Annotated in this window: 15 protein-coding genes and 3 rRNA genes; 3 read left to right on the plus strand and 15 right to left on the minus strand. The window is 66.6% G+C overall.

Features of this window, described 5'->3' with window-relative positions:
- Nucleotides 1-41 precede the first annotated feature (41 nt).
- On the plus strand, nucleotides 42-1,187 hold the full coding sequence (locus HDA30_RS04985; RefSeq protein WP_184241260.1) for a bifunctional 2-methylcitrate synthase/citrate synthase: 1,146 nt from the start codon (nucleotides 42-44) through the stop codon (nucleotides 1,185-1,187).
- 583 nt (nucleotides 1,188-1,770) lie between these two features.
- Here HDA30_RS04985 and xerD read toward each other — a convergent pair.
- The 14 genes from xerD to HDA30_RS05055 all read right to left on the minus strand — a co-directional run bounded on the left by xerD (nucleotide 1,771) and on the right by HDA30_RS05055 (nucleotide 22,003).
- The gene (gene xerD / locus HDA30_RS04990; protein ID WP_184241261.1) at nucleotides 1,771-2,811 is read right to left on the minus strand and encodes a site-specific tyrosine recombinase XerD; all 1,041 of its coding nucleotides are present in this window, start codon (nucleotides 2,809-2,811) and stop codon (nucleotides 1,771-1,773) included.
- On the minus strand, nucleotides 2,798-3,535 hold the full coding sequence (locus tag HDA30_RS04995) for an NUDIX domain-containing protein (RefSeq protein WP_158496101.1): 738 nt from the start codon (nucleotides 3,533-3,535) through the stop codon (nucleotides 2,798-2,800). The genes xerD and HDA30_RS04995 overlap by 14 nt, the downstream gene beginning before the upstream one ends.
- On the minus strand, nucleotides 3,532-5,340 hold the full coding sequence (gene recN, locus HDA30_RS05000; RefSeq protein ID WP_184241262.1) for a DNA repair protein RecN: 1,809 nt from the start codon (nucleotides 5,338-5,340) through the stop codon (nucleotides 3,532-3,534). The genes HDA30_RS04995 and recN overlap by 4 nt, the downstream gene beginning before the upstream one ends.
- Nucleotides 5,337-6,440, minus strand: a complete 1,104-nt coding sequence (locus HDA30_RS05005; protein WP_158496103.1) for an NAD kinase — start codon at nucleotides 6,438-6,440, stop codon at nucleotides 5,337-5,339. The genes recN and HDA30_RS05005 overlap by 4 nt, the downstream gene beginning before the upstream one ends.
- A gap of 153 nt (nucleotides 6,441-6,593) precedes the next feature.
- Nucleotides 6,594-7,433: a TlyA family RNA methyltransferase gene (locus tag HDA30_RS05010; RefSeq protein ID WP_343059364.1), complete on the minus strand. Its 840-nt coding sequence runs from the start codon at nucleotides 7,431-7,433 to the stop codon at nucleotides 6,594-6,596.
- A gap of 41 nt (nucleotides 7,434-7,474) precedes the next feature.
- Nucleotides 7,475-8,272, minus strand: coding sequence for an HAD-IIA family hydrolase (locus HDA30_RS05015; RefSeq protein ID WP_184241263.1), 798 nt, complete (start codon nucleotides 8,270-8,272; stop codon nucleotides 7,475-7,477).
- The gene (locus HDA30_RS05020) at nucleotides 8,259-9,008 is read right to left on the minus strand and encodes a hypothetical protein (RefSeq protein ID WP_184241264.1); all 750 of its coding nucleotides are present in this window, start codon (nucleotides 9,006-9,008) and stop codon (nucleotides 8,259-8,261) included. The genes HDA30_RS05015 and HDA30_RS05020 overlap by 14 nt, the downstream gene beginning before the upstream one ends.
- A 391-nt stretch (nucleotides 9,009-9,399) precedes the next feature.
- Nucleotides 9,400-9,516 (minus strand): 5S ribosomal RNA (gene rrf / locus HDA30_RS05025).
- Between the two features lie 178 nt (nucleotides 9,517-9,694).
- Nucleotides 9,695-12,783: ribosomal RNA gene (locus HDA30_RS05030) — 23S ribosomal RNA — on the minus strand.
- A gap of 436 nt (nucleotides 12,784-13,219) precedes the next feature.
- A 16S ribosomal RNA gene (locus HDA30_RS05035) occupies nucleotides 13,220-14,743 on the minus strand.
- Together the 16S, 23S and 5S rRNA genes form the textbook arrangement of a ribosomal RNA operon.
- A gap of 668 nt (nucleotides 14,744-15,411) precedes the next feature.
- Nucleotides 15,412-16,770 (minus strand): tyrosine--tRNA ligase, encoded by a 1,359-nt coding sequence (tyrS, locus tag HDA30_RS05040; protein ID WP_288818539.1) that lies wholly within the window; start codon nucleotides 16,768-16,770, stop codon nucleotides 15,412-15,414.
- 61 nt (nucleotides 16,771-16,831) lie between these two features.
- Complete coding sequence (locus tag HDA30_RS05045) at nucleotides 16,832-19,138, minus strand: HelD family protein (protein ID WP_184241266.1); 2,307 nt, start codon at nucleotides 19,136-19,138, stop codon at nucleotides 16,832-16,834.
- Nucleotides 19,139-19,250: 112 nt separating this feature from the next.
- Nucleotides 19,251-20,720, minus strand: a complete 1,470-nt coding sequence (gene argH, locus HDA30_RS05050) for an argininosuccinate lyase (protein ID WP_158496863.1) — start codon at nucleotides 20,718-20,720, stop codon at nucleotides 19,251-19,253.
- A gap of 41 nt (nucleotides 20,721-20,761) precedes the next feature.
- Nucleotides 20,762-22,003: an argininosuccinate synthase gene (locus HDA30_RS05055; protein WP_158496787.1), complete on the minus strand. Its 1,242-nt coding sequence runs from the start codon at nucleotides 22,001-22,003 to the stop codon at nucleotides 20,762-20,764.
- Between the two features lie 650 nt (nucleotides 22,004-22,653).
- On the opposite strand from HDA30_RS05055, the gene rpf reads away from it, so the two are divergent.
- Nucleotides 22,654-23,382 (plus strand): resuscitation-promoting factor Rpf, encoded by a 729-nt coding sequence (gene rpf / locus HDA30_RS05060; RefSeq protein WP_184241267.1) that lies wholly within the window; start codon nucleotides 22,654-22,656, stop codon nucleotides 23,380-23,382.
- Between the two features lie 343 nt (nucleotides 23,383-23,725).
- Nucleotides 23,726-24,289 (plus strand): hypothetical protein, encoded by a 564-nt coding sequence (locus tag HDA30_RS05065; protein ID WP_184241268.1) that lies wholly within the window; start codon nucleotides 23,726-23,728, stop codon nucleotides 24,287-24,289.
- Between the two features lie 28 nt (nucleotides 24,290-24,317).
- On the opposite strand, the gene argR is transcribed toward HDA30_RS05065, so the two are convergent.
- Nucleotides 24,318-24,806, minus strand: a complete 489-nt coding sequence (argR, locus tag HDA30_RS05070; RefSeq protein WP_158496784.1) for an arginine repressor — start codon at nucleotides 24,804-24,806, stop codon at nucleotides 24,318-24,320.
- Nucleotides 24,807-24,811: the final 5 nt, after the last annotated feature.

Here is a 24,811-nt window from a genome sequence, read left to right on the forward strand (position 1 = left end):
TCCGCGCCGTCGCACTCCCCCGCCCATAGAGGAGGCACATCATGTCCGACACCGAGATGAAGAAGGGCCTGGCCGGCGTCGTCGTGGACACCACGGCGATCTCCAAGGTCAATCCTGAGACCAACTCCCTGCTCTACCGCGGCTACCCGGTCCAGGACCTCGCGGCGTCCCAGCCGTTCGAGGCCGTCGCCTGGCTACTGTGGACCGGCGAGCTGCCCACGAACGCCGAACTGGCCGAGTTCCAGCGGTTCGAGCGCTCCCACCGAGCCCTGGACGCGAAGGTGCGCCAGGCGATCGACCTGCTGCCGACGGACTGTCATCCCATGGACGTGGGCCGTACCGCCGTCTCCGTGCTCGGTGCGAACCACCCGCAGGCGGAGGACTCCTCCCCCGAGGCCGAGCTCGAGAAGGCGAAGGCCCTGTTCGCGGCGTTCCCCGCGGTCGTCGCGTACGACCAGCGCCGCCGCCGCGGCCAGGAGCCGGTCGAGCCGCGCGACGACCTGGACTACGCGGCGAACTTCCTGTGGATGACGTTCGGCGAGGAACAGCCGGAGGCGGTCGTCGACGCGTTCCGCGTGTCGATGGTGCTGTACGCCGAGCACTCGTTCAATGCATCCACGTTCACGGCGCGCGTGATCACCTCGACCCTGTCGGACCTGCACTCGGCCGTCACCGGTGCCATCGGCGCCCTGAAGGGTCCGCTGCACGGCGGCGCGAACGAGGCCGTCATGCACACCTTCGAAGAGATCGGCATCCGCGAGGACGAGTCCCGCGAGGACGCCGCCGCCCGGGCGAAAGCCTGGATGGAGGACGCCCTGGCCCAGAAGAAGAAGGTCATGGGCTTCGGCCACCGCGTGTACAAGAACGGCGACTCGCGGGTGCCGACCATGAAGGCCGCGCTGGACCGGATGATCGAGCACTACGGCCGCCAGGAGATGCTCGGCCTCTACGACGGCCTCGAGGCCGCGATGGAGGAGGCGAAGCAGATCAAGCCGAACCTCGACTACCCGGCGGGCCCGACCTACCACCTGATGGGCTTCGACACCGAGATGTTCACGCCTCTGTTCATCGCCTCACGCATCACCGGCTGGACGGCGCACATCATGGAGCAGCGCGCGTCCAACGCGCTGATCCGACCGCTCTCGGCCTACGACGGTCCGGACCAGCGGGAGCTGCCCGGCGCCTGACGCCGCTCCACGACCGCGGACCACGACGCCGTCCCGCCCGCCCCGGACTCGGAGCAGGCGGGGCGGCGTCGATGTCAGAAGACGCTACCGGGCGCCCCGTTCACGGGCGCACGCGTCTCGCGACCCGCAAACTGAGCACGGTGCACGGAACGGAAAAAGTCGCGCCGAGGACTCCTGACACCACCGTCTCGGCTCTCCACGGGTCGGCCGAGCCCTTTGCCCGGTGTAGGACCGTCCACGCGGCCACCGCCAGCGGCACGGCACTGGCCAGTCCGGGGTTCCACCGGCCAGTCCGCACGGCACGCCCGACATGCCCCAGCGAGTTCATGAGTAGCGCACCTCCCCCCACGGCGCTGCCGTGATTCACCGCTCGTACGGTTCCGTACGCCGCTCCCGTCAGGAGCGCCATGGCGGCCGCCAGCCTGTCACTACGCAGGTGGCCCCGATCGAGGCCGACCCGTTACAGCGCTGCCTCATCGATGAGGGGCAGCCTGCGGGAGGTGATCAGCTCCTCGAGGTTGTGCAACACGAAGATCGTCATCATCGAGTCCCGAGCGGTAGTCATCATGCCGTGCCTCGTCCTTCACCGCGCCCGCGGGTGCGCCGCGGCATAGACCTCGCGTAGCGAGTCGACGGTCACCAGGGTGTACACCTGCGTGGTCGTCACCGAGGCGTGGCCGAGCAGCTCCTGCACGATGCGCACGTCGGCGCCGCCGGCCAGCAGGTGCGTGGCGAAGCTGTGCCGCAGCGTGTGCGGCGAGACCTCGGCCTCCACGCCGGCCCGCTCAGCGGCCTTCTTCAGCACCGCCCACGCCGACTGCCGGGAGAGCCGGCCGCCGCGCTGATTCACGAACAGGGCCGGGGAGGACTGCCGTGCCCCGCCCATGATCGTCGGACGGCCGCGCACCAGCCACGCCTCGAGTGCGGCCGAGGCATAGGAGCCCACGGGGACGACGCGCTCCTTCGACCCCTTGCCGAACAGGCGGACGACCGACTGCGCCGGACGGTCGCCCCGTCCGTCGTCCCGGCCGCCGCCCGGGACCTCGCCGAGACCGGCCACGTCGTCGACGTCGAGTCCAACCGCCTCCGAAATGCGTGCGCCGGTGCCGTAGAGGAACTCCAGCAGGGCGCGGTCGCGCAGTCCCGCCGGCGAGTCGTCACCGCTCGCCCCGAGGATCGCGGCCACCTCGTCGACGGCGAGCGCCTTCGGCAGACGTAACCCGGGCGAGGGCGGAGCGACGTCCTGAGCCGGGTCGTGCTCGGTCACGCCTTCCAGCGCGAGGAACCGGTGCAGCCCCCGCACCGCCACGAGCACCCGCGCCGCCGACCGCGCCGCCAGGGGCGCACCCCCGTCGCCGCCGGTCGAGATGGCCTGCAGGAATCCGCTGACGTGTCCGGGCTCGACGTCGTCGTACCGGTCGAGGCGGTGCACGTGGAGCCAGCGCAGGTAGCGAGACAGGTCCCGCCGGTAGGCAGAAAGCGTGTTCGCGGCCCGGCCCTTCTCGACCGTCAGGTGCTGCAGGTAGCGGCGCACCCCGGCCGTGAGCGCGTCGCCGGGTGCGTTCTCGGTCTGCGTCGCCTCACCCCGGGCGTCGCCGACCGCGGCGGCGTCAGCGGCCGTCATTGCCGGTGCGGTGCGGCACGAACGGAGCGTCCGCCGGGCGCAGTCGGCTCCACTTCTTCGCGCGGTGCGCGTGCAGGGCGAGAACGGCGGCGACGGTCGAGGGGTTGTGGACCCGCCCGTCGAGCACCGCGTCGATCAGCTCCTCGACGCCGACCCAGGCCAGGGGCATCGCCGCTTCTTCGTCGGTCCGGGTGAACCGCTCTGCTTCCGGCACGTCGCTGACCTGCCGCGCGAGGAAGACCCGAATCGCCTCGCTCGAGCCGCCCGGGGTGGTGAAGAAGTCCACCAGGGTGTGCCACTGTCCGGCGCGCAGGTCCGCCTCCTCCCAGAGCTCGCGCTGGGCGACCTCGCACAAGGACTCTCCGTCGACATCCCGCAGACCAGCGGGGATCTCCCACAGCTCCATGCCGACCGGATGCCGGTACTGGCGCACGAGAGCGACCTGTTCCTGCGGCCCAGCTGTGGTGAGGCGGGTGCGCAACGCCATGACGGCCACCGCGCCAGGGTGCTCGATGATCTCACGGGTCAGCGGCTCGGTCTTCTTGTCGGCGGGGTCGAGCCGGAAGCTCTCGCGCATCACATCCCAGACGTGTCCCTCGAACACGGTCTTGGACTTTCGAGCCGGTCGCGGGGCCAGCACATCGCGCAGCGGGGCGCGGCCGCGGCGGCGGTTCTGTGCCTCAGCGTCCTCGGGGCGATCGGTCGGGACGGGTTTCTTGGTCATCGCGCCTCTCCTGCGGTGGTGGGCCTGCGGGACGTCTCGATCAGTTCGGCAGCGTGTTCTCGGGCGGCGGCCGAGTCGGCATGCCCGGCGAGCATGCGGGCCAGCTCTTCGACGCGCTCGTCGTCGTCGAGGGCGCGCACGTCGGAGGTGGTCACCCCCGCATCCGGGTCCGAGTTCTTCTCGACGCGCACATGGCGGTCGGCGAACGCGGCGACCTGCGGCAGGTGCGTCACGCAGACCACCTGCACGTGCTCGGCCAGACGGGCCAGCCGCGCGCCGATCCGCACCGCCGCCTCGCCGCCGACGCCCGCATCGACCTCGTCGAACACGAACGTCGGCACCGGGTCGGTCGCCGCGAGCACCACCTCGAGGGCCAGCATGACGCGGGAGAGCTCACCGCCAGAGGCGCCCCGACCCAGCTCACGCGGCTCGACACCGGCGTGCGGACGCAGCAAAAGCGCGACCTCGTCGACACCGTGCTGGCCGAACCTCTCGTCGGCGTCCGACTCACCAGAACCGCGGTCCGCGTCGGCGCTGCGCACCTGAACGTGAAATGACGCGTCGGGCATGAACAGGGCATGCAGCTCCTCGGTGACGGCGTCCTCGAGCCGACGGGCGGCCTCGGAACGCAGCTCGGAGAGCGCGGCGGCGTGCTCGGCCAACTCGCGGCGCAGGTCCGCGAGCTCGGCGGTCAGCTCGTCGACGCGGCCGGTGTCTCCCTGCAGCTCCTCGAGCCGGGGACGCTGCCGTTCGGCCCAGGCGAGCACGTCGGACAGCTCCGGACCGTAGAGCCGTTGCAGCCGGGTCAGCTCGGCCAGACGCGACTGGGCCGCGTCCAGGTCTCCCTCAGCGTCGGCCTCGAGATCGCCGACGAGCCGCGCGAGGTCCCCCGCGATGTCGCCGAGCACGACCGCCGCCTCGGCAAGGCGTCCGGCGGCGGCCTCGAACTCGGAGTCCTGCCCGGGCGCGGCGAGCAGATCCTGTCGGGCCGCTTCGACCAGGGCCACGGCTCCGAGCGCGTCGTCCGCGGCCTCGGCGTCAGCGCCGGCCAGCCGGCCGTGCGCGCCCCCGGCCGCGGCCCGCAGCTGTTCGACGTCTTCGAGCCGGCGAATCCGCTCCCGCAGCGCCTCGTCCTCGCCCTCGACCGGCTCCGCCTCGTCGATCTCCTCGAGCGAGCGCTGCAGAGCGTCGGCCTCCCGGGCCCGCTCTTGCAGATGCTCGGTCAGCTCTTGGTGCTCGGCGCGGGCCGCAGAGAACCGCCGGTGCACGTCCCGGTACGTCGCCAGGCGGTCGGCAAGCTCGGCCCCGCCGAACGCATCGAGTGCCCGACGCTGCGCCTCCGCCGAGCGCAGACGCAGCTGATCGGTCTGCCCGTGCACGGCCACGAGGCAGGCGCCGATCTCGGAGAGCACGCCGACCGGAATCGCGCGGCCGCCGGCCGTGGCACGCGAACGAGTGCCACCCTCGGGGGTGGCCGTGACGGTGCGGGTGAGCACGAGTTCGGCCTCCGCCGCCTCGGCGCTCTGCGGCCCGTCGGCCTCGTCGATGACGGCGCCGGCCTCCTGGGCGATCGCGCAGGCCCGGCCTCGGCGACCCACTCGCACCCCGGCGTCGACGATCGCGCGGGAGGCGCCGCGACGCACGGCGCCGGAGTCTGCGCGCTGACCCAGCAGCAGGCCCAGCGCCGTGACGACCATCGTCTTGCCCGCACCGGTCTCGCCGGTCACAACCGTCAGACCTCGGTCCAGTTCGACCGTCGCGCCGCCGATCACACCGAGGTCACTGATGCTCAGGTACTCGATCATGACTGGTCCTTCCCCTCCTGCTCGGCCGCCTCGTCGCTTCGCGCCGGGCGGATGTCGATCGGCGCCGTGGACGGGGGCACGATCACGGGGCGTGGCCCGGCGTGACGTGGTTCGACGGTCTCGACCGCGGCGCGTGCGGCGGCGGCCTCCGCCTTCTCCTCCCCCGTCACCGGTCCGCGCCACCCCTGGGTGGGTAGCTGAAACTTACGAACGAGCCGCTCGGCGAACGCCGTGTGCGTCAGTCGCGCCAGCCTCACCGGCTCGGCGGAGCGCCGGACCTCAACCCGGGCCTCGGGCGGCAGCTCCACCGTGCGTCGCCCATCGCACCAGAGCACGCCGGTCTCGTTAGTGCGCGTGAGCACGTCGAGGGCAAGCGTCGAGTGGGGGCCGACCACCAGTGGTCGAGAGAAGAGGGTGTGCGCGCTGATCGGCACCAGCAGCAGGGCTTCGACGCCCGGCCACACGACCGGTCCGCCCGCCGAGAACGCGTAGGCGGTGGAACCGGTCGGCGTGGCCATCACGACCCCGTCGCAGCCGTAGCTGGACAGTGCCGTGTCGTCGACGGAGACGACCACCTCGAGCATGCGCTCCCGGTTCGACTTCTCGACGGACGCCTCGTTCAGAGCCCACGTCCGGGCGACGACGGCCCCGTCCACGCGCACGATCACGTCGAGGGCCATGCGCTCGTCGACCCGGTAGCTGCCCGCCACAATGCCCTCAACGGTGCGCTGCAGATCCGTGCGCTCTGACTCGGCGAGGAAGCCGACGTGCCCGAGATTGACCGCCACGAGCGGCACGCGAGACCCGCGCACGAGCTCGGCGGCCCGCAGCACCGACCCGTCCCCGCCGAGTACGAGCCCGAGACTGAGCTGGGTGAGTTCGCAGTCGACGCCGAGCGTCTGCGGAGCGAAGTCGACGGGGTCACCGGCCCGGTGCCGGATCGCCTCGATGTCCTCGGCCAGCATGACCGGCACCAGCCCGGCGTCGGCGAGCATCGCGGCGGCCTGTAGCGCCGCGGTGATCGCGTCCTGCCGGCCCGTGTGCGTGAGCACGAGGACCCGCCTGGCGGTCATGGCCTGACCGGGAGTGGTCTCGGGCATGGGGTCCTTCCCTCGTGGCGGTGTGAAGAACGTGCGGTACGGGCGGGACCGCACCGGGCGCCCCGGACGTGGGTCCGGAACGTGAGTCCGAACGTGTCCCGACGCGTCCGTTCAGCATAACGACCGCCCCGCAGACGCTACGCCTCAGGCGGCTCAGGACCAGTCGATCCTCTGCCCGTCCAGCCAGAGCCGCGGGTCGCCGGCACTGGCTGAACCCGACGGGGGCGACGTGAGCTGCAGATGCAGGAAGAATTCGACGTTGCCGTCCTGGCCGGGCAGCCCCGACCGCGCTGCCGCGACCGGCCGGAGCCCGGCCCGCGCGGCCGCTTCCAACACGCCGACGACGGCGTCGCGCCGGTGGCCGGCGTCAGTGACGACGCCGGTGCGCGGCAGCCGCGCGCGGCCGACCTCGAACTGGGGTTTCACCATCAGCAGCACGTGTGCGCCGTGGACCGCGACCCGGGCCAGAGCGTCGACCACCAAGCGCAGCGAAATGAAGGACAGGTCCGAGACGATCAAATCCACCGACCCGTCGATGTCCTCGAGGTCGATCGTCCTGACGTTCAGACCTTCGCGGACGAGGACTCGGTCGTCGTCACGCAGCGCCGGGTGCAACTGTCCGTGACCGACATCCACGGCCGCCACACGTGCCGCGCCGCGTTCCAACAGGACTTGAGTGAACCCTCCGGTGCAGGCGCCGGCGTCGAGGGCGCGTCGGCCGGCGACGGGCACGTCACCGAAGGCATCGAGAGCGCTCAGGAGCTTGTGTGCCGCACGGGAGACGTAGCGCGGGCCCGCATCGGCCACCGCGAGCTCGTCCCGCGAGCTCACGGGCGTCGACGGTTTGGCCACGGCGTGGCCGTTCAGCAGCACCCCGCCGGATCGAATCATGGCTACGGCCTCCGAACGCGACCGCGCCAGCCCGCGGGCCGCCAGCGCGCGATCCGCGCGGATCGTGGTGGCGACGACCGCAGCCGAGCCGAGGTTCGGCACAGCGTCCTTCTGGCCCGGGGCGGACGGGTCCCCCGGCACGCTCACGCCCGGCTCAGCGCCTCGGCCAGCGCGGTCAGGTCCGGGACCACGTGATCGGGGCGGTCTGCGTCATCTGCAGCACGGGCACGTGCCCGGTCATCGACCCCGGTCAGCACCAGCGCAGTTGTGAACCCCGCCGCGTTGCCGCCGCGGACATCCGTGTCCAGGCGGTCGCCGACCACGAGGGGACGGTGCATGCCACAAGCCTCGGCTGCCGTCCGGAACAGCAGCGGCTCGGGCTTGCCGGCGGCCCGCGGCACAGCACCTGTGGCCGCGGTGACCGCCGCGACGAGCGAGCCGTTGCCCGGGGCCGTGCCTTCGGCTCGGGGAATCGACCGGTCAAGGTTCGTCGCCACCCAGACGGCACCGCGCGCAATCGCATAGGAGGCCTCAGCCAGGTGCCGCCACCCCGTGTCCAGGTCGAAGCCCTGGATCACCGCGGCCGGACGCTCGTCGGCGGTGTTCACCGGGCGGTAGCCCGCCGCCGCGACGAGATCACGCAGGTAACCGGAACCCACGACGAGGACGGCATCGCCCGGCCGCACGGCCTCGTCCAGCAGATCGACGGCTGCGGGGGCCGAGCCGAACACGTCTTCGGCCTCGGCCCGGACCCCGAGCGCGCGCAGGTGCTCGGTCACGGCCTGCGGGGGCCGGGACGCGTTGTTGGTGACGAACGCGACCGGCACACCGTGCGCGCGCAACCGCCCGAGCCCCTCCACCGCGCCCGGAACGGCCTCGGCGCCCGAGTACACGACGCCATCGAGGTCGCAGAGCACACCGTCAATGTCAGGCAGGCGCATCCGAGTCCTCGCTCGAGGCCGCGGCGTCGTCCTGCTGCTCCTGCTCGGCTGCGCGAGCGGCGCGGCGTTCGGTGCGTTCTTCCTCCGAGGGGCCGGTGTCGACGTCGAGGATGTCCGGGTCCGCGAAACCCCCGAGGCCCAGCGCCTTCTCGGCCACGCGCACATAGCGACGCCAGGCGGCCGCGGCCTGCTTCTCGCCCGAAGCCGCAAGCACGTCTGCGTAGCGCTGGAAGAGCCGCGGGGAGAACGGATAGCCGCGGCGTCGGTCCAGTTCAGGGATCTCCAGGGCGGTGCGCGCGGCCTGCAGATCGCCGCGCTCCTCGTGGATGCCCGAGACCACCATCGCCAGTTCGGCGCGTGCCTCGCGTTCCAGTTCGTCCGGGGAGACGTCGGCGGCCAGCTGCAGAGCCTTCTGGACACGTCCCAGCGCACGCTCGCAGTCAACCTGCGCGGCCAGGTGCGTGGTGTCCCCCGTCATCCGTCGATAGGTGCGGAACTCACGCAGAGCCTCGGCGTACTCCCCTGCCGCGTACGCCGTCAGAGCGACGGCTTCGCGCACACAGGCCAGTCGGCCTCCCTTGCGGCTGGCGGCCAGCGCATGCTGGAACGACACGGCAGGGTCCTCGTACATGAGTCTGCCGGCCATCACGAGGTGCTTGGCCACCCACCCGGCGTGCCGTTCATCCAGACCTTGGACCTGGCGCAGGGTCGCACGGTCCAGTTCCTTGCCGGTCACGTCCTTGTCGATGTCCGGGGACCGGTCCTGATTCGGCCGGTTGGAGGCGCGCAGGTCGCCCGGGCTGTGTGGTCGCGGAGCCGAACGGTCCTGGGCAGCAGGCCGCGGCGAGGTGCCCCGTCGCTGCCCCTGACCGGAGCGCCCAGCACCGTCACCGCGCGCCGGCTTGCGACGTGCGTTCGCGTCGCGTCCATGATCCTCACGACGGCGCCCTGCTGAACCGTCACGACGACGTCCGTGGCCTCCTGGCATGCCTCGTCCTTCCCTGATTGCCGACAGATGTGAACTGCATTGAGTCTAGTCCCGTGTGAGCTCCGCTCGGGGTGCGAGAAAACATGACAAAAAGGGAGGCCCCCTACCAACAGGCAGGGGGCCTCAACCACAAAAGAATGTCCGGCGGCGACCTACTCTCCCACAACCTCCCGGTTGCAGTACCATCGGCGCTGTGGGCCTTAGCTTCCGGGTTCGGAATGGAACCGGGCGTTTCCCCCACGCTATGACCGCCGTAACCCTACACACCACACACCCCACACACTACGGGGCGCAGGCGAAACCTAAAGGATCACAACACATGAACCATATTCACAAAACAGTCAACCAAGCATAACACACTCAGCCAACCACAGTTGCAATCAGACAACCGCACAGTGGACGCGAACACCCCACCACACAACAGTGTGACAAGTGTTTGTAAGTCATCGGCCTATTAGTACTGGTCAGCTCCACACGTCTTCAGTCCGTGCTTCCACATCCAGCCTATCAACCCAGTGTTCTAGCTGGGGGCCTCACACCCTCAAAGGGGCAAGGAAATCTCATCTCGAAGCCGGCTTCCCACTTAGATGCTTTCAGCGGTTATCCATCCCGAACGTAGCTAATCAGCCATGCACCTGGCGGTACAACTGACATACCAGAGGTTCGTCCGTCCCGGTCCTCTCGTACTAAGGACAGACCTTCTCAAATTTCCAACGCGCGCAGAGGATAGGGACCGAACTGTCTCACGACGTTCTGAACCCAGCTCGCGTACCGCTTTAATGGGCGAACAGCCCAACCCTTGGGACCTACTCCAGCCCCAGGATGCGACGAGCCGACATCGAGGTGCCAAACCATGCCGTCGATATGGACTCTTGGGCAAGATCAGCCTGTTATCCCCGAGGTACCTTTTATCCGTTGAGCGACGACCGTTCCACAACGAGTCGCCGGATCACTAGTCCCGACTTTCGTCCCTGCTCGAGCTGCCACTCTCACAGTCAAGCTCCCTTGTGCACTTGCACTCGACACCTGATTGCCAACCAGGCTGAGGGAACCTTTGGGCGCCTCCGTTACATTTTGGGAGGCAACCGCCCCAGTTAAACTACCCATCAGGCACTGTCCCTGACCCGGATCACGGGCCGAAGTTAGATATCCAGAGTGACCAGAGTGGTATTTCAACGATGACTCCACGAACACTGGCGTGCCCGCTTCACAGTCTCCCACCTATCCTACACAAGCCACACCGAACACCAATACCAAACTATAGTAAAGGTCACGGGGTCTTTCCGTCCTTCTGCGCGTAACGAGCATCTTTACTCGTAATGCAATTTCGCCGAGTTCATGGTTGAGACAGCGGGGAAGTCGTTACTCCATTCGTGCAGGTCGGAACTTACCCGACAAGGAATTTCGCTACCTTAGGATGGTTATAGTTACCACCGCCGTTTACTGGGGCTTAAGTTCTCCGCTTCGCCGAAGCTAACGGGTCCCCTTAACCTTCCAGCACCGGGCAGGAGTCAGTCCGTATACATCGTCTTACGACTTCGCACGGACCTGTGTTTTTGATAAACAGTCGCTTCCCCCTGGTCTCTGCGGCCCATATCCCCTCACACCAGCAAGTAGTGCTCAAGGTCAGGGCCCCCCTTCTCCCGAAGTTACGGGGGCATTTTGCCGAGTTCCTTAACCATGATTCTCTCGATCGCCTTAGTATTCTCTACCTGACTACCTGTGTCGGTTTCGGGTACGGGCGGTTCAAACCTCACGCCGATGCTTTTCTCGGCAGCATAGGATCACCGGATCACCCCACACGGGGCGCCCATCAGGTCTCAAGCACAAACACGACGGATTTACCAATCGTGAGCCCTACACCCTTAGACCAGGACGATTCCACTGCCTGGCCCGGCTACCTTCCTGCGTCACACCTGTTAATGCGCTTGCCTCCCCAGTTCAGGTCCCGCGCTCCACACCCCACCCCAGGTCAAAGACCCGGGTGAAGGATGCTTTGGGCGGTTAGTATCACCAGTTCAACATGGGCGGTTCTTCACCGGTACGGGAATATCAACCCGTTGTCCATCGACTACGCCTGTCGGCCTCGCCTTAGGTCCCGACTCACCCAGGGAAGATTAGCTTGACCCTGGAACCCTTAGTCATCCGGCGGACGGGTTTCTCACCCGTCTTTCGCTACTCATGCCTGCATTCTCACTCGTCCACAATCCACCAGAAGTTACCCGCTGGCTTCACCTCATGAACGACGCTCCCCTACCCATCCAGAAAACTGAATGCCACGGTTTCGGCGGTGTACTTGAGCCCCGCTACATTGTCGGCGCGGAATCACTTGACCAGTGAGCTATTACGCACTCTTTCAAGGGTGGCTGCTTCTAAGCCAACCTCCTGGTTGTCTCAGCAACTCCACATCCTTTCCCACTTAGCACACGCTTAGGGGCCTTAACCGGTGGTCTGGGCTGTTTCCCTCTCGACTATGAAGCTTATCCCCCACAGTCTCACTGCCACGCTCTCACTTCCCGGCATTCGGAGTTTGGCTGAAGTCAGTAACCTTGTAGGGCCCATCGTCCATCCAGTAGCTCTACCTCCGGGAAGAAACACGTGACGCTGCACCTAAATGCATTTCGGGGAGAACCAGCTATCACGGAGTTTGATTGGCCTTTCACCCCTACCCACAGCTCATCCCCTCCATTTTCAACTGAAGTGGGTTCGGTCCTCCACGCGCTCTTACACGCGCTTCAACCTGGCCATGGGTAGATCACTCCGCTTCGGGTCTAGGACACGCGACTCAATCGCCCTATTCAGACTCGCTTTCGCTACGGCTTCCCCACACGGGTTAACCTCGCCACGTATCACTAACTCGCAGGCTCATTCTTCAAAAGGCACGCCGTCACCCCAAAAGGGCTCCGACGGTTTGTAGGCACACGGTTTCAGGTACTATTTCACTCCCCTCCCGGGGTACTTTTCACCATTCCCTCACGGTACTGATCCGCTATCGGTCAACAGGTAGTATTCAGGCTTACCAGGTGGTCCTGGCAGATTCACACGGGATTCCTCGGGCCCCGTGCTACTCGGGCAACCACATAACAGCGGCGGAACACATTACAACTACGGGACTGTCACCCTCTACGGTCCGGCATCCACACCGGTTCGTCTATATGCCCGCACCTCACTGCGACAGGCCGGCAGACCTGCCCAACATGGGCCCACAACACCGCACATGCAACCCCTGCCGGGTATCACACACATACGGTTTAGCCCCATCCGCTTTCGCTCGCCACTACTCACGGAATCACTTTTGTTTTCTCTTCCTGCAGGTACTGAGATGTTTCACTTCCCTGCGTTCCCTCCACCCGGTCTATGTGTTCAACCGGGGGTCACGCAACACGTTGCGCGGGGTTTCCCCATTCGGAAATCCTGGTATCAACGTCCGGTTATCGACTCCACCAGGCTTATCGCAGATTCCCACGTCCTTCATCGGCTCCTGTTGCCAAGGCATCCACCATGCGCCCTTAGAAACTTCCAAACACTCAGAAGCTCCAAAAATGAGCAATTAGATATCATTCTCGGCATCACCACACCTCACACAACACACCCAGGGGGCCATGCCATGCTCAAACAGTGCAGCAACAAAAAATAAGATGCTCGCGTCCACTATACAGTTCTCAAACAACAACCCACACAGCACTCCACACACCACCAACAGCAGCATGCTTCACACCAGTGAAAAACAGAAACAACAGTCACCAACCAACCCGAAAGCCAGCCAGTACCTGCTGTCCCAAAACCCAATAGCGTGCCAATCACCCAACCAACAACCACGCACGACTTTCCAACAACCCACACAGGGCTGCGTACTCACCGCACACGGCCATCAGCCAGACACAATTCTTTGATGTTCCACCCATGAGCAACCAGCCACCACACACTCGGTGATGCCGCTGGCACTAAATGCTCCTTAGAAAGGAGGTGATCCAGCCGCACCTTCCGGTACGGCTACCTTGTTACGACTTAGTCCCAATCGCCAGTCCCACCTTCGACGGCTCCCCCCACAAGGGTTAGGCCACCGGCTTCGGGTGTTACCGACTTTCGTGACTTGACGGGCGGTGTGTACAAGGCCCGGGAACGTATTCACCGTAGCGTTGCTGATCTACGATTACTAGCGACTCCAACTTCATGGGGTCGAGTTGCAGACCCCAATCCGAACTGAGACCGGCTTTTAGGGATTAGCTCCACCTCACAGTATCGCAACCCATTGTACCGGCCATTGTAGCATGCGTGAAGCCCAAGACATAAGGGGCATGATGATTTGACGTCGTCCCCACCTTCCTCCGAGTTGACCCCGGCAGTCTCCCATGAGTCCCCACCCGAAGTGCTGGCAACATGGAACGAGGGTTGCGCTCGTTGCGGGACTTAACCCAACATCTCACGACACGAGCTGACGACAACCATGCACCACCTGTGAACCCGCCCCAAAGGGGAAACCGTATCTCTACGGCGAACGAGAACATGTCAAGCCTTGGTAAGGTTCTTCGCGTTGCATCGAATTAATCCGCATGCTCCGCCGCTTGTGCGGGCCCCCGTCAATTCCTTTGAGTTTTAGCCTTGCGGCCGTACTCCCCAGGCGGGGCACTTAATGCGTTAGCTACGGCGCGGAAAACGTGGAATGTTCCCCACACCTAGTGCCCAACGTTTACGGCATGGACTACCAGGGTATCTAATCCTGTTCGCTCCCCATGCTTTCGCTCCTCAGCGTCAGTTACAGCCCAGAGACCTGCCTTCGCCATCGGTGTTCCTCCTGATATCTGCGCATTCCACCGCTACACCAGGAATTCCAGTCTCCCCTACTGCACTCTAGTCTGCCCGTACCCACCGCAGATCCGGGGTTAAGCCCCGGACTTTCACGACAGACGCGACAAACCGCCTACGAGCTCTTTACGCCCAATAATTCCGGATAACGCTCGCACCCTACGTATTACCGCGGCTGCTGGCACGTAGTTAGCCGGTGCTTCTTCTGCAGGTACCGTCACTTTCGCTTCTTCCCTACTGAAAGAGGTTTACAACCCGAAGGCCGTCATCCCTCACGCGGCGTCGCTGCATCAGGCTTCCGCCCATTGTGCAATATTCCCCACTGCTGCCTCCCGTAGGAGTCTGGGCCGTGTCTCAGTCCCAGTGTGGCCGGTCACCCTCTCAGGCCGGCTACCCGTCGTCGCCTTGGTGAGCCATTACCTCACCAACAAGCTGATAGGCCGCGAGTCCATCCAAGACCGATAAATCTTTCAAACCACCACCATGCGGTGATGACTCATATCCGGTATTAGACCCAGTTTCCCGGGCTTATCCCAGAGTCAAGGGTAGGTTACTCACGTGTTACTCACCCGTTCGCCACTAATCCACCAGAGCAAGCTCCGGCTTCATCGTTCGACTTGCATGTGTTAAGCACGCCGCCAGCGTTCATCCTGAGCCAGGATCAAACTCTCCGTAAAAAAAATACAGAAACAACATCACAGACAGCCGGAAAAACCATCCACAATGTCAATTCAATCACTGGCATGCCATCATCAACCCACACGGGGGTGTGGGGACAACGGCAACCAATATGTTTCAAACAATTGGCATCAAAAAACTTGGCACACTATTGAGTTCTCAAACAACAGGCGCTTCCGAACCTCAGCTCACCGCAACCGCGGCACATCGCTCCGGAGCAACTTCTCCATCCTAGACCAACCGATCCGACAATGTCAACCTCGTTTCCGAGACCGTCACGAACCGTTCATCAAGCGGAGAGCCTCAACTCTACCACACGACAACCGGCTGTCAAAACCGACCGACCTATTCAAGAAACCCATCCGACACCAACCACCACAGCGGCCAACCATCGAATGCATGCCCGGTGAGCACAACCACAAGAAACAGCAACTACCGGCTTGAATCCGCGGAAACCGTGTTATTCACCGCGCCTCACGATCACTCGTTCAGCGCCTCAGCACGAGAAAGAACTCTACACACACTCCACCCCAAACGCAAAATTGACCACCCCTGGATGCGCACGACCCCCATCGTCCGCGTATTCCTGCGGACAACGGGGGTCGCGCACTCGAGAGGTCAGCGCCCAGAGTCCACGCGCTGTTCGGTGATGTGCGTCACCGGGGCGTCAGGCGCGCAGATCAGCTGCAGCCATGTTCTTCTTACCGCGACGTACGAGCAGATACCTGCCGGCTAGTGCGTCGAGCGTCGAATACCGCTGTTCCGGATCGGCGATGCGCACGTTGTTCACCAACGCCCCGCCCTCCTTGATGGTCCGTCGCGCCTCCGAGTTGGACGCCGCCAGCCCGGTCGACACCAGCAATCCCACCGCGGAGACCGTTCCGGCCTCGTCGCGGTCCCACTTCGTGGCATCCGCCTGCGGCAGCTCGGCCAAGATAGTCGCCAGTGTGTCGGCCTCCACCTCAGCGAGGTCTGCCCCACCGAAGACCGCCCGGGATGCGTCGATGACCTGTTGAGTGGTCTCTGCTCCGTGTGCCAGCGCCGTGACCTCCCACGCCAGCCGCTTCTGCGCCTCGCGGCGGAAGGGCTCCGCGGCGACCTTCTCCGCGTACTCCTCGATCTGCGCCTTGGTGAGGAACGTGAAGACCTTGAGCCGGTCAATGACGTCGGCATCGGCGGTGTTGAGCCAGAACTGGTAGAAGGCGTACGGCGAGCACATCTCGGCGTTCAGCCAGATCGCGTTGCCCTCCGACTTGCCGAACTTGGTGCCGTCGGCGTTGGTGATCAGCGGGGTGCCCATGGCGTGCACGTGCTGGCCCTCCACCTTGCGCACCAGCTCCGTGCCGGAGGTGAGATTCCCCCACTGGTCCGACCCGCCGGTTTGCAGCGTGATTCCGTGCCGGCGGTACAGCTCCAGGTAGTCATTGCCCTGCAGCACCTGGTAGGAGAACTCCGTGTAGGAGATGCCCTCCTCCGAGTTCAGCCTCGAGGCGACGATCTCCTTCTTCACCATCGTGCCGACGCGGAAGTTCTTGCCGATCTCACGCAGGAAGTCCAGGGCGCTCAACTGCGCGGTCCAGTCCAGGTTGTTCACCATGGTCGCCGCGTTGTCGCCCTCGAAGGAGAGGTACGGGCGGATCTGCTCGCGCAGCGACTGAACCCACTGGTCGACGACCTCACGGGTGTTGAGCACGCGCTCCGAGCTCTGCCGCGGATCGCCGATCAAGCCCGTCGCCCCACCCACCAGCGCGACGGGTCGGTGCCCGGCCAGCTGGAGCCGACGCATGAGCAGAAGCTGCACCAGATGTCCCAGATGCAGGGAGGCCGCCGTCGGGTCGAAGCCGCAGTAGTAGGTGATGGGCTCCCCGGCGAGGGCCTCCTCGAGCGCCTTCTCATCGGTCGAGACGTGCACGAGTCCGCGCCACTGCAGCTCCTGCCAGACGTTCTCGAAGCTCGGGTCGTTCGACTGGGCGCTCAGACGCTCGGTCGGACGCTGGTCGGCGGGGGTCGACGAATTCTCTGACACGAGTGTCAACGTACCAACCCCTGCTGTCCTCATCCTGATGCGACCGGCCGTGTCGTCGCCGTCAGTGGCGCCTTTCCGGTCCCCATGTGAGCCCGGCGGGCAGATCGTCCGGTGCCGCGGTGCTCACGACGCGCAACGCCTGGGTGCAGCGGGTCATGGACACATAGAGGTCCCCGACAACCCCGTGGGACTGCGCGACGATGAGTTCCGGCGCGACGAGCACCACGGTGTCGAACTCGAGGCCCTTCGTCTGGCGGGCCGTGGCCACGACGATGTCCACTCCCGGCCCGGGTGTGGTGTCGACCAGACGGCCGTGGCGGGCCCGCAGGCTCTCCACCGTGTCGGCGAGCAACGACGGCGGCACGATCACGGCGGCGAGGCCCTGCGGGGCGATCGTCCGCACGTCGTCGAGCTGCTGAGCGACCACATCCTGGAGGCGTTCGCCGGGACGGCAGACCAGACGCGGCTCGTGCTCGCCCTCGCGTACTGCCTCCGGCTGTCGCACCTGCAGGCCGGCTTCCCGGGCCACCTGCGCGGCCCAGCGCATGATGCGCGCCGGCGTCCGGTAGTTCACCGTCAGGGACTCCTGACGCCACTGGTCCGCGAACACGGGGTCCAGGGATTCGGCCCACGACCGGCTCGCCCCCAGTGTCGAGGCCTGAGCGATGTCACCGACGATCGTGAACGACTTCAGCGGGCAGCGCCGTGCGAGCAGACGCCACTGCATCGGCGAGAGCTCCTGCGCTTCGTCGACCACGACATGGCCGTAGGTCCAGGTACGGTCCTGCCCGGCCTGTTCGGCGGTGCTGTGCCGGGTCTGGGTCGGCTCGTTCGCCGCGGCCAGGGTCTGGGCGTCGACCACGCCGTCCACGCCCATATCCGCAAGGGTCTGGTGCACGTTCTCCAGCGTGGCGCGGGCGTTCTCGAGATTCCGCTCGTGCTGGGTCTGGCTCGTCGCACCACGCCCGGACTCCGGCATGGGGCCCAGCAGCTCCGCGGCCTCATCCAGCAGCGGCACGTCGGACTCCGTCCAGGCCGCCCCCGGCTCGCGCAGCAGCAGACGAACCTGCTCGTCGTTCAGCCACGGCGCGGCGGCGCGCAGTGTGGACTCCTTCGTGAGCAGGTCCTCGACCAACCGCTGCGGCGTCATCGGCATCCAGCACAGGTTCAGCGCGATGCGCACGTCGCGAGCTGAGCGCACGTCCTCGAGCAGGTAGTCGCGGTTGACGCTGCTGCCGGCGGACTTCTCCAACCGCTCCTTGAGCTGTTCGGCGAGTTCGCGCACAAGGATCTTGACGAACGTGGCCCGCGCCTTGTTGTGCTTCTTGCCGGTCGCGCGCGCCTTGTCGCGAGCCTTGCGCACTTTGCCGGGTTTGAGCTTGAGCGTCGTGCCGTCCACCACCAGTTTCCGGGGCGCCGGGATCAGACGCTGCCTCTGGGCGACCGCGTTCGCGATGATCTCGGCCCAGTCCAGCCGTCCCTTGATCTCGGCGACCCGAGGATCGCTCTCCTCCTGGCCCTGCACCCCGGGGAACAGGCCGCCGAGCGAGCGCATGACCACCCCGGTCTCGCCGAGCGAGGGCAGCACGCGCTCGATGTAACGCATGAAGCCGTCGGAGGGTCCGACGATCAAGACGCCGGACTTCGCCAATCGCTCACGGTGCGTGTACAGCAGGTATGCCGCCCGATGCAGCGCGACGGCCGTCTTCCCGGTGCCGGGACCACCCTGGATGACGACCGCCCCGGGCAGCCGCCCACGGATCAGCGCGTCCTGCTCTGCCTGGATCGTGGCGACGATGTCCCGCATGTGACCGGTGCGCCGAGCCGTGACCGCGGCGAGCAGAGCACCCTGCGACTCACCGGAAGCCTCCCCTGCGGCGAGCATCTGCGGATCGAGGATCTCGTCCTCGAGGTCCCGCACCTCTCTGCCGCGCAACATCAGATGCCGACGACGCCGCACCCCCTGCCGCTGCAACGCGGTGGCCTGATAGAACGCTCCGGCCTCGGCAGCACGCCAGTCCACGAGCAACCGGCCGCGCTCCTCATCCGTCAGGCCGATGCGACCGATGTATCGCTGCCCGTCCTCGGGTGACCCCTGGGGGTCCGCGTGCGCCGGGTCCAGATCCAAGCGCCCGAACACCAACCGGTCGTCCACCGCGTACAGCTGTGCCAGGCGGTCCTCATAGAGGGTGGCGAACGCGTCACGCTCCGAGTGGTTCTGCACGGATCCCTGCAGTCCGGTGCGGCGCACCCGCGCCAGCTGTTCCTCTTTCTCGCGTCGCAACGCATCCAGCCGGGCGTATCGCACCGCCACGCGACCACGTTCGAGCGTGAGCTCGTCCTGTCGGGTGGTGACCTGTTCGGGCATGTGCTGACCTCATCGACGGACTCGGCAGGGCCGCGTTCGAAACCGGCCCACGGGCAAAGATGACCACCCATCGTATAACCAGTCAGTTGAACGCGACGTGGCCGATGAGTGACTACTGGCCGGCGACGACCGACCCGGTGCTCGCGGCGAACTCGCGCAGGCGCGTGAGCTGCCGGTGCAGCTCTTCGGTTTGAGCGGCGACCGCCGTCGGCGCGGTGCCGCCCTGACTGTCCCGGGAGGCGAGCGAGCCTGCCGTGGTGAGCACCTCTCGCACCTGCGGGGTGAGATGCTCCGAGACGCTCGCGTACTCCTCGTCCGTGAGATCCCAGAGCTCGACCCCGCGCGATTCCGCGGCCTTGACCGCTTCGCCCGCCAGCTCGTGGGCCACGCGGAACGGGACGCCCTGTCGCACGAGCCACTCGGCCACGTCGGTGGCCAGGGCGAATCCCTGCGGGGCGAGCTCGGCCATGCGCTCGGTGTCGAACGTGAGCGTGCCGACCATGCCCGCCACCGCCGGCAGGAGCAGCTCCAGCGTGTCGACCGCGTCGAAGACCGGCTCCTTGTCCTCCTGCAGGTCCCGGTTGTACGCCAATGGCAGACCCTTGAGCGTGCTCAGCAGCCCGGTGACGTCGCCGATGAGCCGACCGGACTTGCCCCGGGCCAATTCGGCGATGTCGGGGTTCTTCTTCTGCGGCATGATCGAGGAGCCGGTCGAGAAGGAATCATGCAGCCGCACGAAGCCGGCCTCCTTCGTGGCCCAGAAGATGATCTCTTCGCTGAGCCGGGACAGGTCCACGCCGATCATCGCCGCGACCCACGCGAACTCGGCGTACACATCGCGGGCCGCCGTGCCGTCGATCGAGTTCCAGCACGCCGACTCCAGGCCCAGGTCGGCCGCGACGCGGTTCGGGTCGAGCCCGAGCGAGGTGCCCGCCAGGGCCCCGGATCCATAGGGAGAGACCGATGCGCGCGCGTCCCAGTCCACGAGACGCTGCAGATCCCGCACCAGGGGCCACGCGTGGGCGAGCAGGTGGTGCGACAGCAGCACCGGCTGTGCGTGCTGCAGATGGGTGCGCCCGGGCATCGGCGCGTCGGGGTGTGCTGCGGCCTGTTCGAGCAGAGCCTCGACGACCGAGAGCACACCCGACGCGACGCTGCGAGCGTGATCACGCAGATACATCCGCCCCATGGTCGCGATCTGGTCGTTGCGCGAGCGCCCCGCCCGCAGCTTGCCGCCCAGCTCGTCCCCCGCTCGCTCGAGCAGACCGCGCTCGAGAGCGCCGTGCACGTCCTCGTCAGAGTCCGCCGCGACGAACGCTCCCGAACGCACATCGGCCTCGAGACGGTCGAGGGCGTGCAGCATCGCCTCGTGCTCCTGCGTGGTGAGCAACCCCGCGTCGCGCAGCACGCCGGCGTGGGCCCGCGAGCCTGCGATGTCGTACGGGGCCAGTCTCCAGTCGACGTCGGTCGATTTGCTCAGCGCGGCCAGCGCGGGGGCCGGCCCCGAGGCGAAGCGTCCGCCCCACAGCGACCCCTCGTTCGTGCCGTGACGCCCCGGCGTCTGGTCGGTCCGCTCGTCCATGGCCGTCTCCTCCTGATCGTGACTCATGCTCCTGGCCCGGTTCAGTCATTCGACAGGGGCGCGACGTCGGCCAGGTCGACCTGCCCGTCGAGCCGCTGAGCCCGCTCAGAGGCCGTCTTGGCAGACAGACCGACGATGTCGATGAAGCCGCGCGCGGACGACTGGTCGAAGGCGTCTCCCTCGTCGTAGGTGGCCAGATTGAAGTCGTACAGCCCGGTCTCCGAACGCCGCCCCTGGACGGTCGCGCGGCCACCGTGCAGCTCCAGCCGGATCTCGCCGTTGACGTGTTCCTGGGTCGCGTCGATGAACGTGTCCAGGTTCTGCTTCAGCGGCGAGAACCACTGGCCGTCGTACACGAGCTCGGTCCAGCGGTCAGAGACCATGCGCTTGAAGCGGGCCTGCTCACGCTCCAGGGTCACATTCTCCAGCTCCTTGTGGGCGGCGATGAGGGCCATCGCCCCCGGCGCCTCGTAGATCTCGCGGGACTTGATGCCCACCAGACGGTCCTCGACGAGGTCGATCCGGCCGACGCCGTGCGCCCCGGCCCGGCGGTTGAGCTCCTCGATGACCTCGAGCGGTGTCAACTGCCGTCCGTCGAGCTTGGTGGGCACACCCTTCTCGAAGGTGATCGTCACCACGTCCGGCGCGGGCGGGAACGCGGGGTCGTCGGTATAGTCGTACACATCCTTCGTCGGGCCATTCCAGATGTCCTCGAGGAAGCCGGTCTCCACCGCGCGCCCCCACACATTCTGGTCGATCGAGAAGGGATTCTTCTTGGTGGTGACGATCGGCAGCTCGTTGCGCTCGGCGTAGTCGATGGCCTTGTCCCGCGTGAGCGCGAGGTCACGGACGGGGGCGATGCACTTCAGGTCCGGCCCCAGCGTCTGGATGGACACTTCGAAGCGCACCTGATCGTTGCCCTTGCCGGTGCAGCCGTGCGCGACCGTCGACGCGCCGAACTGACGCGCGGCCGCAACGAGGTGCCGCGAGATCACCGGACGGGAGATCGCCGAGACGAGCGGGTATGCGTCCATATACAGGGCATTGGCCTTGAGCGTGGGCATGCAATACGTCTCGGCGAACTCATCACGCGCGTCGGCCACATAGGCCTCGACCGCGCCGCAGTCGAGCGCGCGCTGTCGAATCGTCTCGAGCGACTCGCCGCCCTGACCGACGTCGACGGCCACCGCGACGACCTCGGCGCCGGTGGCCTCCGCGATCCAGCCGATGGCGACGGAGGTGTCGAGTCCGCCCGAATAGGCGAGGACGATGCGTTCCTTCATGTCTGCTGCTCCTTCGTGTTCCGCAGTGCCGGCGTCGTTCCGGCCCTGCCCTGCCTCGATCGCCGCCGCGCGCGACGGCCTGCGTGGACGATCCGGGAACGACCCTACGCCGCGTCGAATAGTTATGCAATCTAGTGAATATTGGATACGCCCCGCCTCGGACGGCCGGTGAACCGCTGGGCGCAGCTCCACGGCCAGAGGGTGGCATGCACGGCAAATGTTACGCGCAGATCAAGACGCAACGTGATGCGGATCAAGAGGACACCCTGCTCCAATTCACCCGATCTAGAAAGACAGATCGACCTAGAACCTGACCACTTACCGCAGATCGTCTCAACCGGCCCTGGATCGACCTCGACTTTCCCCAGGCACGACCCATCGACTTGACGGAGCCGGGGGCAAGGGCGTTGACTCTTCCGTAGTCGATCCGTGATGCAACCGTTACCGAACTCCACCCCGGAGGGACGAGCGGCACGGATCTCCCCACCACCATGGACACCCGCTGCGGGCCGTCCCACCCCATGGTGGATACCAGACCCTACCCAGGGCGGACGGCCCCTCGAACGTCATGGACGGTACGGCCAGGCATCGACCTGCGCACGACCGGACACGGCAGAGAGAAGCGGAGCCCGGGACATCACACTGAGATCATGAGCTTCTTCTCCTCGAACTTCACCGCTACTCGTCGCACCTCCGCCACCGCTATCGCGGGCATGACCATCGCCGGCGCCGCCGCTGTCGGCCTCTCCGCCCCGGCCCAGGCCGCGAGCGTGGAGACCTGGGACCGCCTCGCCCAGTGCGAGTCCGGCGGTAACTGGTCCATCAACACCGGCAACGGCTTCTACGGCGGCGTGCAGTTCCACCCCGTGACCTGGAAGGCCATGGGCGGCTCGACCGAGTACGCGCACCAGGCTTCCAAGGCCGAGCAGATCCAGGTCGCCGAGAAGGTCCTCGCCGTTCAGGGCTGGGGCGCGTGGCCGGGCTGCCAGGCCAAGCTGGGTCTGGGTGCGGCTGACGCCCAGGGCTCCGCTCAGGTCGAGGTCGACCGCACCGCCGCCACCGAGAAGGCCGCTGCCGACAAGGCCGCCGCCGAGCGTGCCGAGGCCCAGCGCCAGGCCGCCGCCGAGCGTGCCGAGGCCCAGCGCCAGGCCGCCGCCGAGAAGCAGGTGCAGCGCCAGGCCGCTCCTGCCCCGCAGGCCGAGACCGCCTCGGCTGCTGAGCAGACCGTCACCGTCAAGGCCGGCGACAGCCTGTTCACCCTCGCCGCCGAGCACAACGTGGAGGGTGGCTGGGAGGCCCTGTACGAGGCCAACAAGGACACCATCGACGACGCCGCCCTGATCTACCTCGGCCAGGAGCTCGTCCTGCCCCAGGCCTGATTACGGCTGACCGCGTGAGCACGCGGCGAATCGACGGCCAGGGTCCCCACATCCGTGGGGGCCCTGGCCGTTTCCGCGAGCGCCTCTGCGCTAGCCGGTCTAAGATCTGAACGATCGCGCCCGCCGCCGACGAGAGTAGACGAGAAGAGGTTCCGACATGTCCTGCTCCACGATGCGACCGTCGCGGTCGCCCGGGGCGCCTCGCCGTCACCGCATCCGTCGCGCCTGCTGGTGCGTGCTGGCTCTCACCGGAGCCACGGCGCTCAGCGCATGCACATCCGAGCCTCCCCCACTCCACGAAGTCTGGCCCGATGTCAGCCACAAGGTGGAGCACGCGGAGTCGGTGAAGATCACGGCAGAGGTGTCGCAGGACGGCCAACAGACGGCGCTCGAGCTCGCCGGGGCTCTGGATGATTCGAACTACTCCGGGCTCGTGGCCGAGGACAAGGCCCACGTCGAGGTCCGGTCCGTCGACGGCACCACGTATCTGCGCGCCAACGAGACCTTCCGACACTCACGCGGCGGGGAGACGTTCCAAGACGTCGACACCGAGCGGTGGATTCCCATGGCCTCGGAGCAGGACTCCGGGTTCGCGATGTCAACGTTCTACGAGAGCTTCACCGCGGCCTTGCCCAGCGACGACGCGTTCGCGGACAAGCAGGTCGAGGCGACGACCGTTCGCATCGACGGACAACGCGTATACAAGTACTCGGACGTCGACACCTCTCAGGGCGAGGTGGCCTTGTTCATCGACGAGGACGACACACTCGTGCGACTCGAAGTCGACCGCGACGACGACGCCCCGCGCTCCCAGCTCGAAGGAACCATCGACTTCACCGAGTGGAATGCCGTCGACGACGTCGAGGCACCCTCGGGCGACGCCGTCTACCGACGCTCGGAGCGCTGACCCTCGGCACGGCCGCCCTGCTCCCGCCTCAGCCGGCCAGCCCCAGCAGCGAGGCCGCGACGTTCGGGGCGTCCTTCACGCTGCGCGTGATCAGCAGGATGGTGTCGTCACCGGCGATCGTCCCCAGCACATTCTCCACCCGGGCCTGATCGATGACGGAGGCCATGTACTGCGCGGCCCCCGGAGGCGTGCGCAAGACGACGAGGTTCTCCGTCGGCTCGGCCGAGATCAGCAGCTCCCGGCTCATGGTGGTCAGCCGGGCGGCCTGGGCCTGTGCGGAGTGGGTCGCAAAGGCGGAGTCCTCCCCCTCGCTCGGCACCGCGTACACCATGCCTGTGCCGCCGCGCACGCGGACGGCGCCGAGATCCACGAGATCGCGGGAGAGGGTCCCCTGCGTGACGGACAGGCCCTTCGCGGCCAGCACCTCCGACAACGCGGCCTGGGACCGGATCTGCTGGGTCTGCAGCACGTCACGGATCGCCGCCTGTCGGGCGGTCTTCGTCGTCGGGGTGGCCATGTGCC

Source organism: Micrococcus cohnii (assembly GCF_014205175.1).
GTDB classification, from domain to species: Bacteria; Actinomycetota; Actinomycetes; order Actinomycetales; family Micrococcaceae; genus Micrococcus; species Micrococcus cohnii.

What these genes read in the sequence shown, in the direction of transcription:
- HDA30_RS04985 (WP_184241260.1), top strand. Translation starts at nt 42, where the DNA reads ATGTCCGACACCGAGATGAAGAAGGGCCTGGCCGGCGTCGTCGTGGAC.
- xerD (WP_184241261.1), bottom strand. Translation starts at nt 2,811, where the DNA reads ATGACGGCCGCTGACGCCGCCGCGGTCGGCGACGCCCGGGGTGAGGCG.
- HDA30_RS04995 (WP_158496101.1), bottom strand. Translation starts at nt 3,535, where the DNA reads ATGACCAAGAAACCCGTCCCGACCGATCGCCCCGAGGACGCTGAGGCA.
- recN (WP_184241262.1), bottom strand. Translation starts at nt 5,340, where the DNA reads ATGATCGAGTACCTGAGCATCAGTGACCTCGGTGTGATCGGCGGCGCG.
- HDA30_RS05005 (WP_158496103.1), bottom strand. Translation starts at nt 6,440, where the DNA reads ATGCCCGAGACCACTCCCGGTCAGGCCATGACCGCCAGGCGGGTCCTC.
- HDA30_RS05015 (WP_184241263.1), bottom strand. Translation starts at nt 8,272, where the DNA reads ATGCGCCTGCCTGACATTGACGGTGTGCTCTGCGACCTCGATGGCGTC.
- HDA30_RS05045 (WP_184241266.1), bottom strand. Translation starts at nt 19,138, where the DNA reads ATGCCCGAACAGGTCACCACCCGACAGGACGAGCTCACGCTCGAACGT.
- argH (WP_158496863.1), bottom strand. Translation starts at nt 20,720, where the DNA reads ATGGACGAGCGGACCGACCAGACGCCGGGGCGTCACGGCACGAACGAG.
- HDA30_RS05055 (WP_158496787.1), bottom strand. Translation starts at nt 22,003, where the DNA reads ATGAAGGAACGCATCGTCCTCGCCTATTCGGGCGGACTCGACACCTCC.
- rpf (WP_184241267.1), top strand. Translation starts at nt 22,654, where the DNA reads ATGAGCTTCTTCTCCTCGAACTTCACCGCTACTCGTCGCACCTCCGCC.
- argR (WP_158496784.1), bottom strand. Translation starts at nt 24,806, where the DNA reads ATGGCCACCCCGACGACGAAGACCGCCCGACAGGCGGCGATCCGTGAC.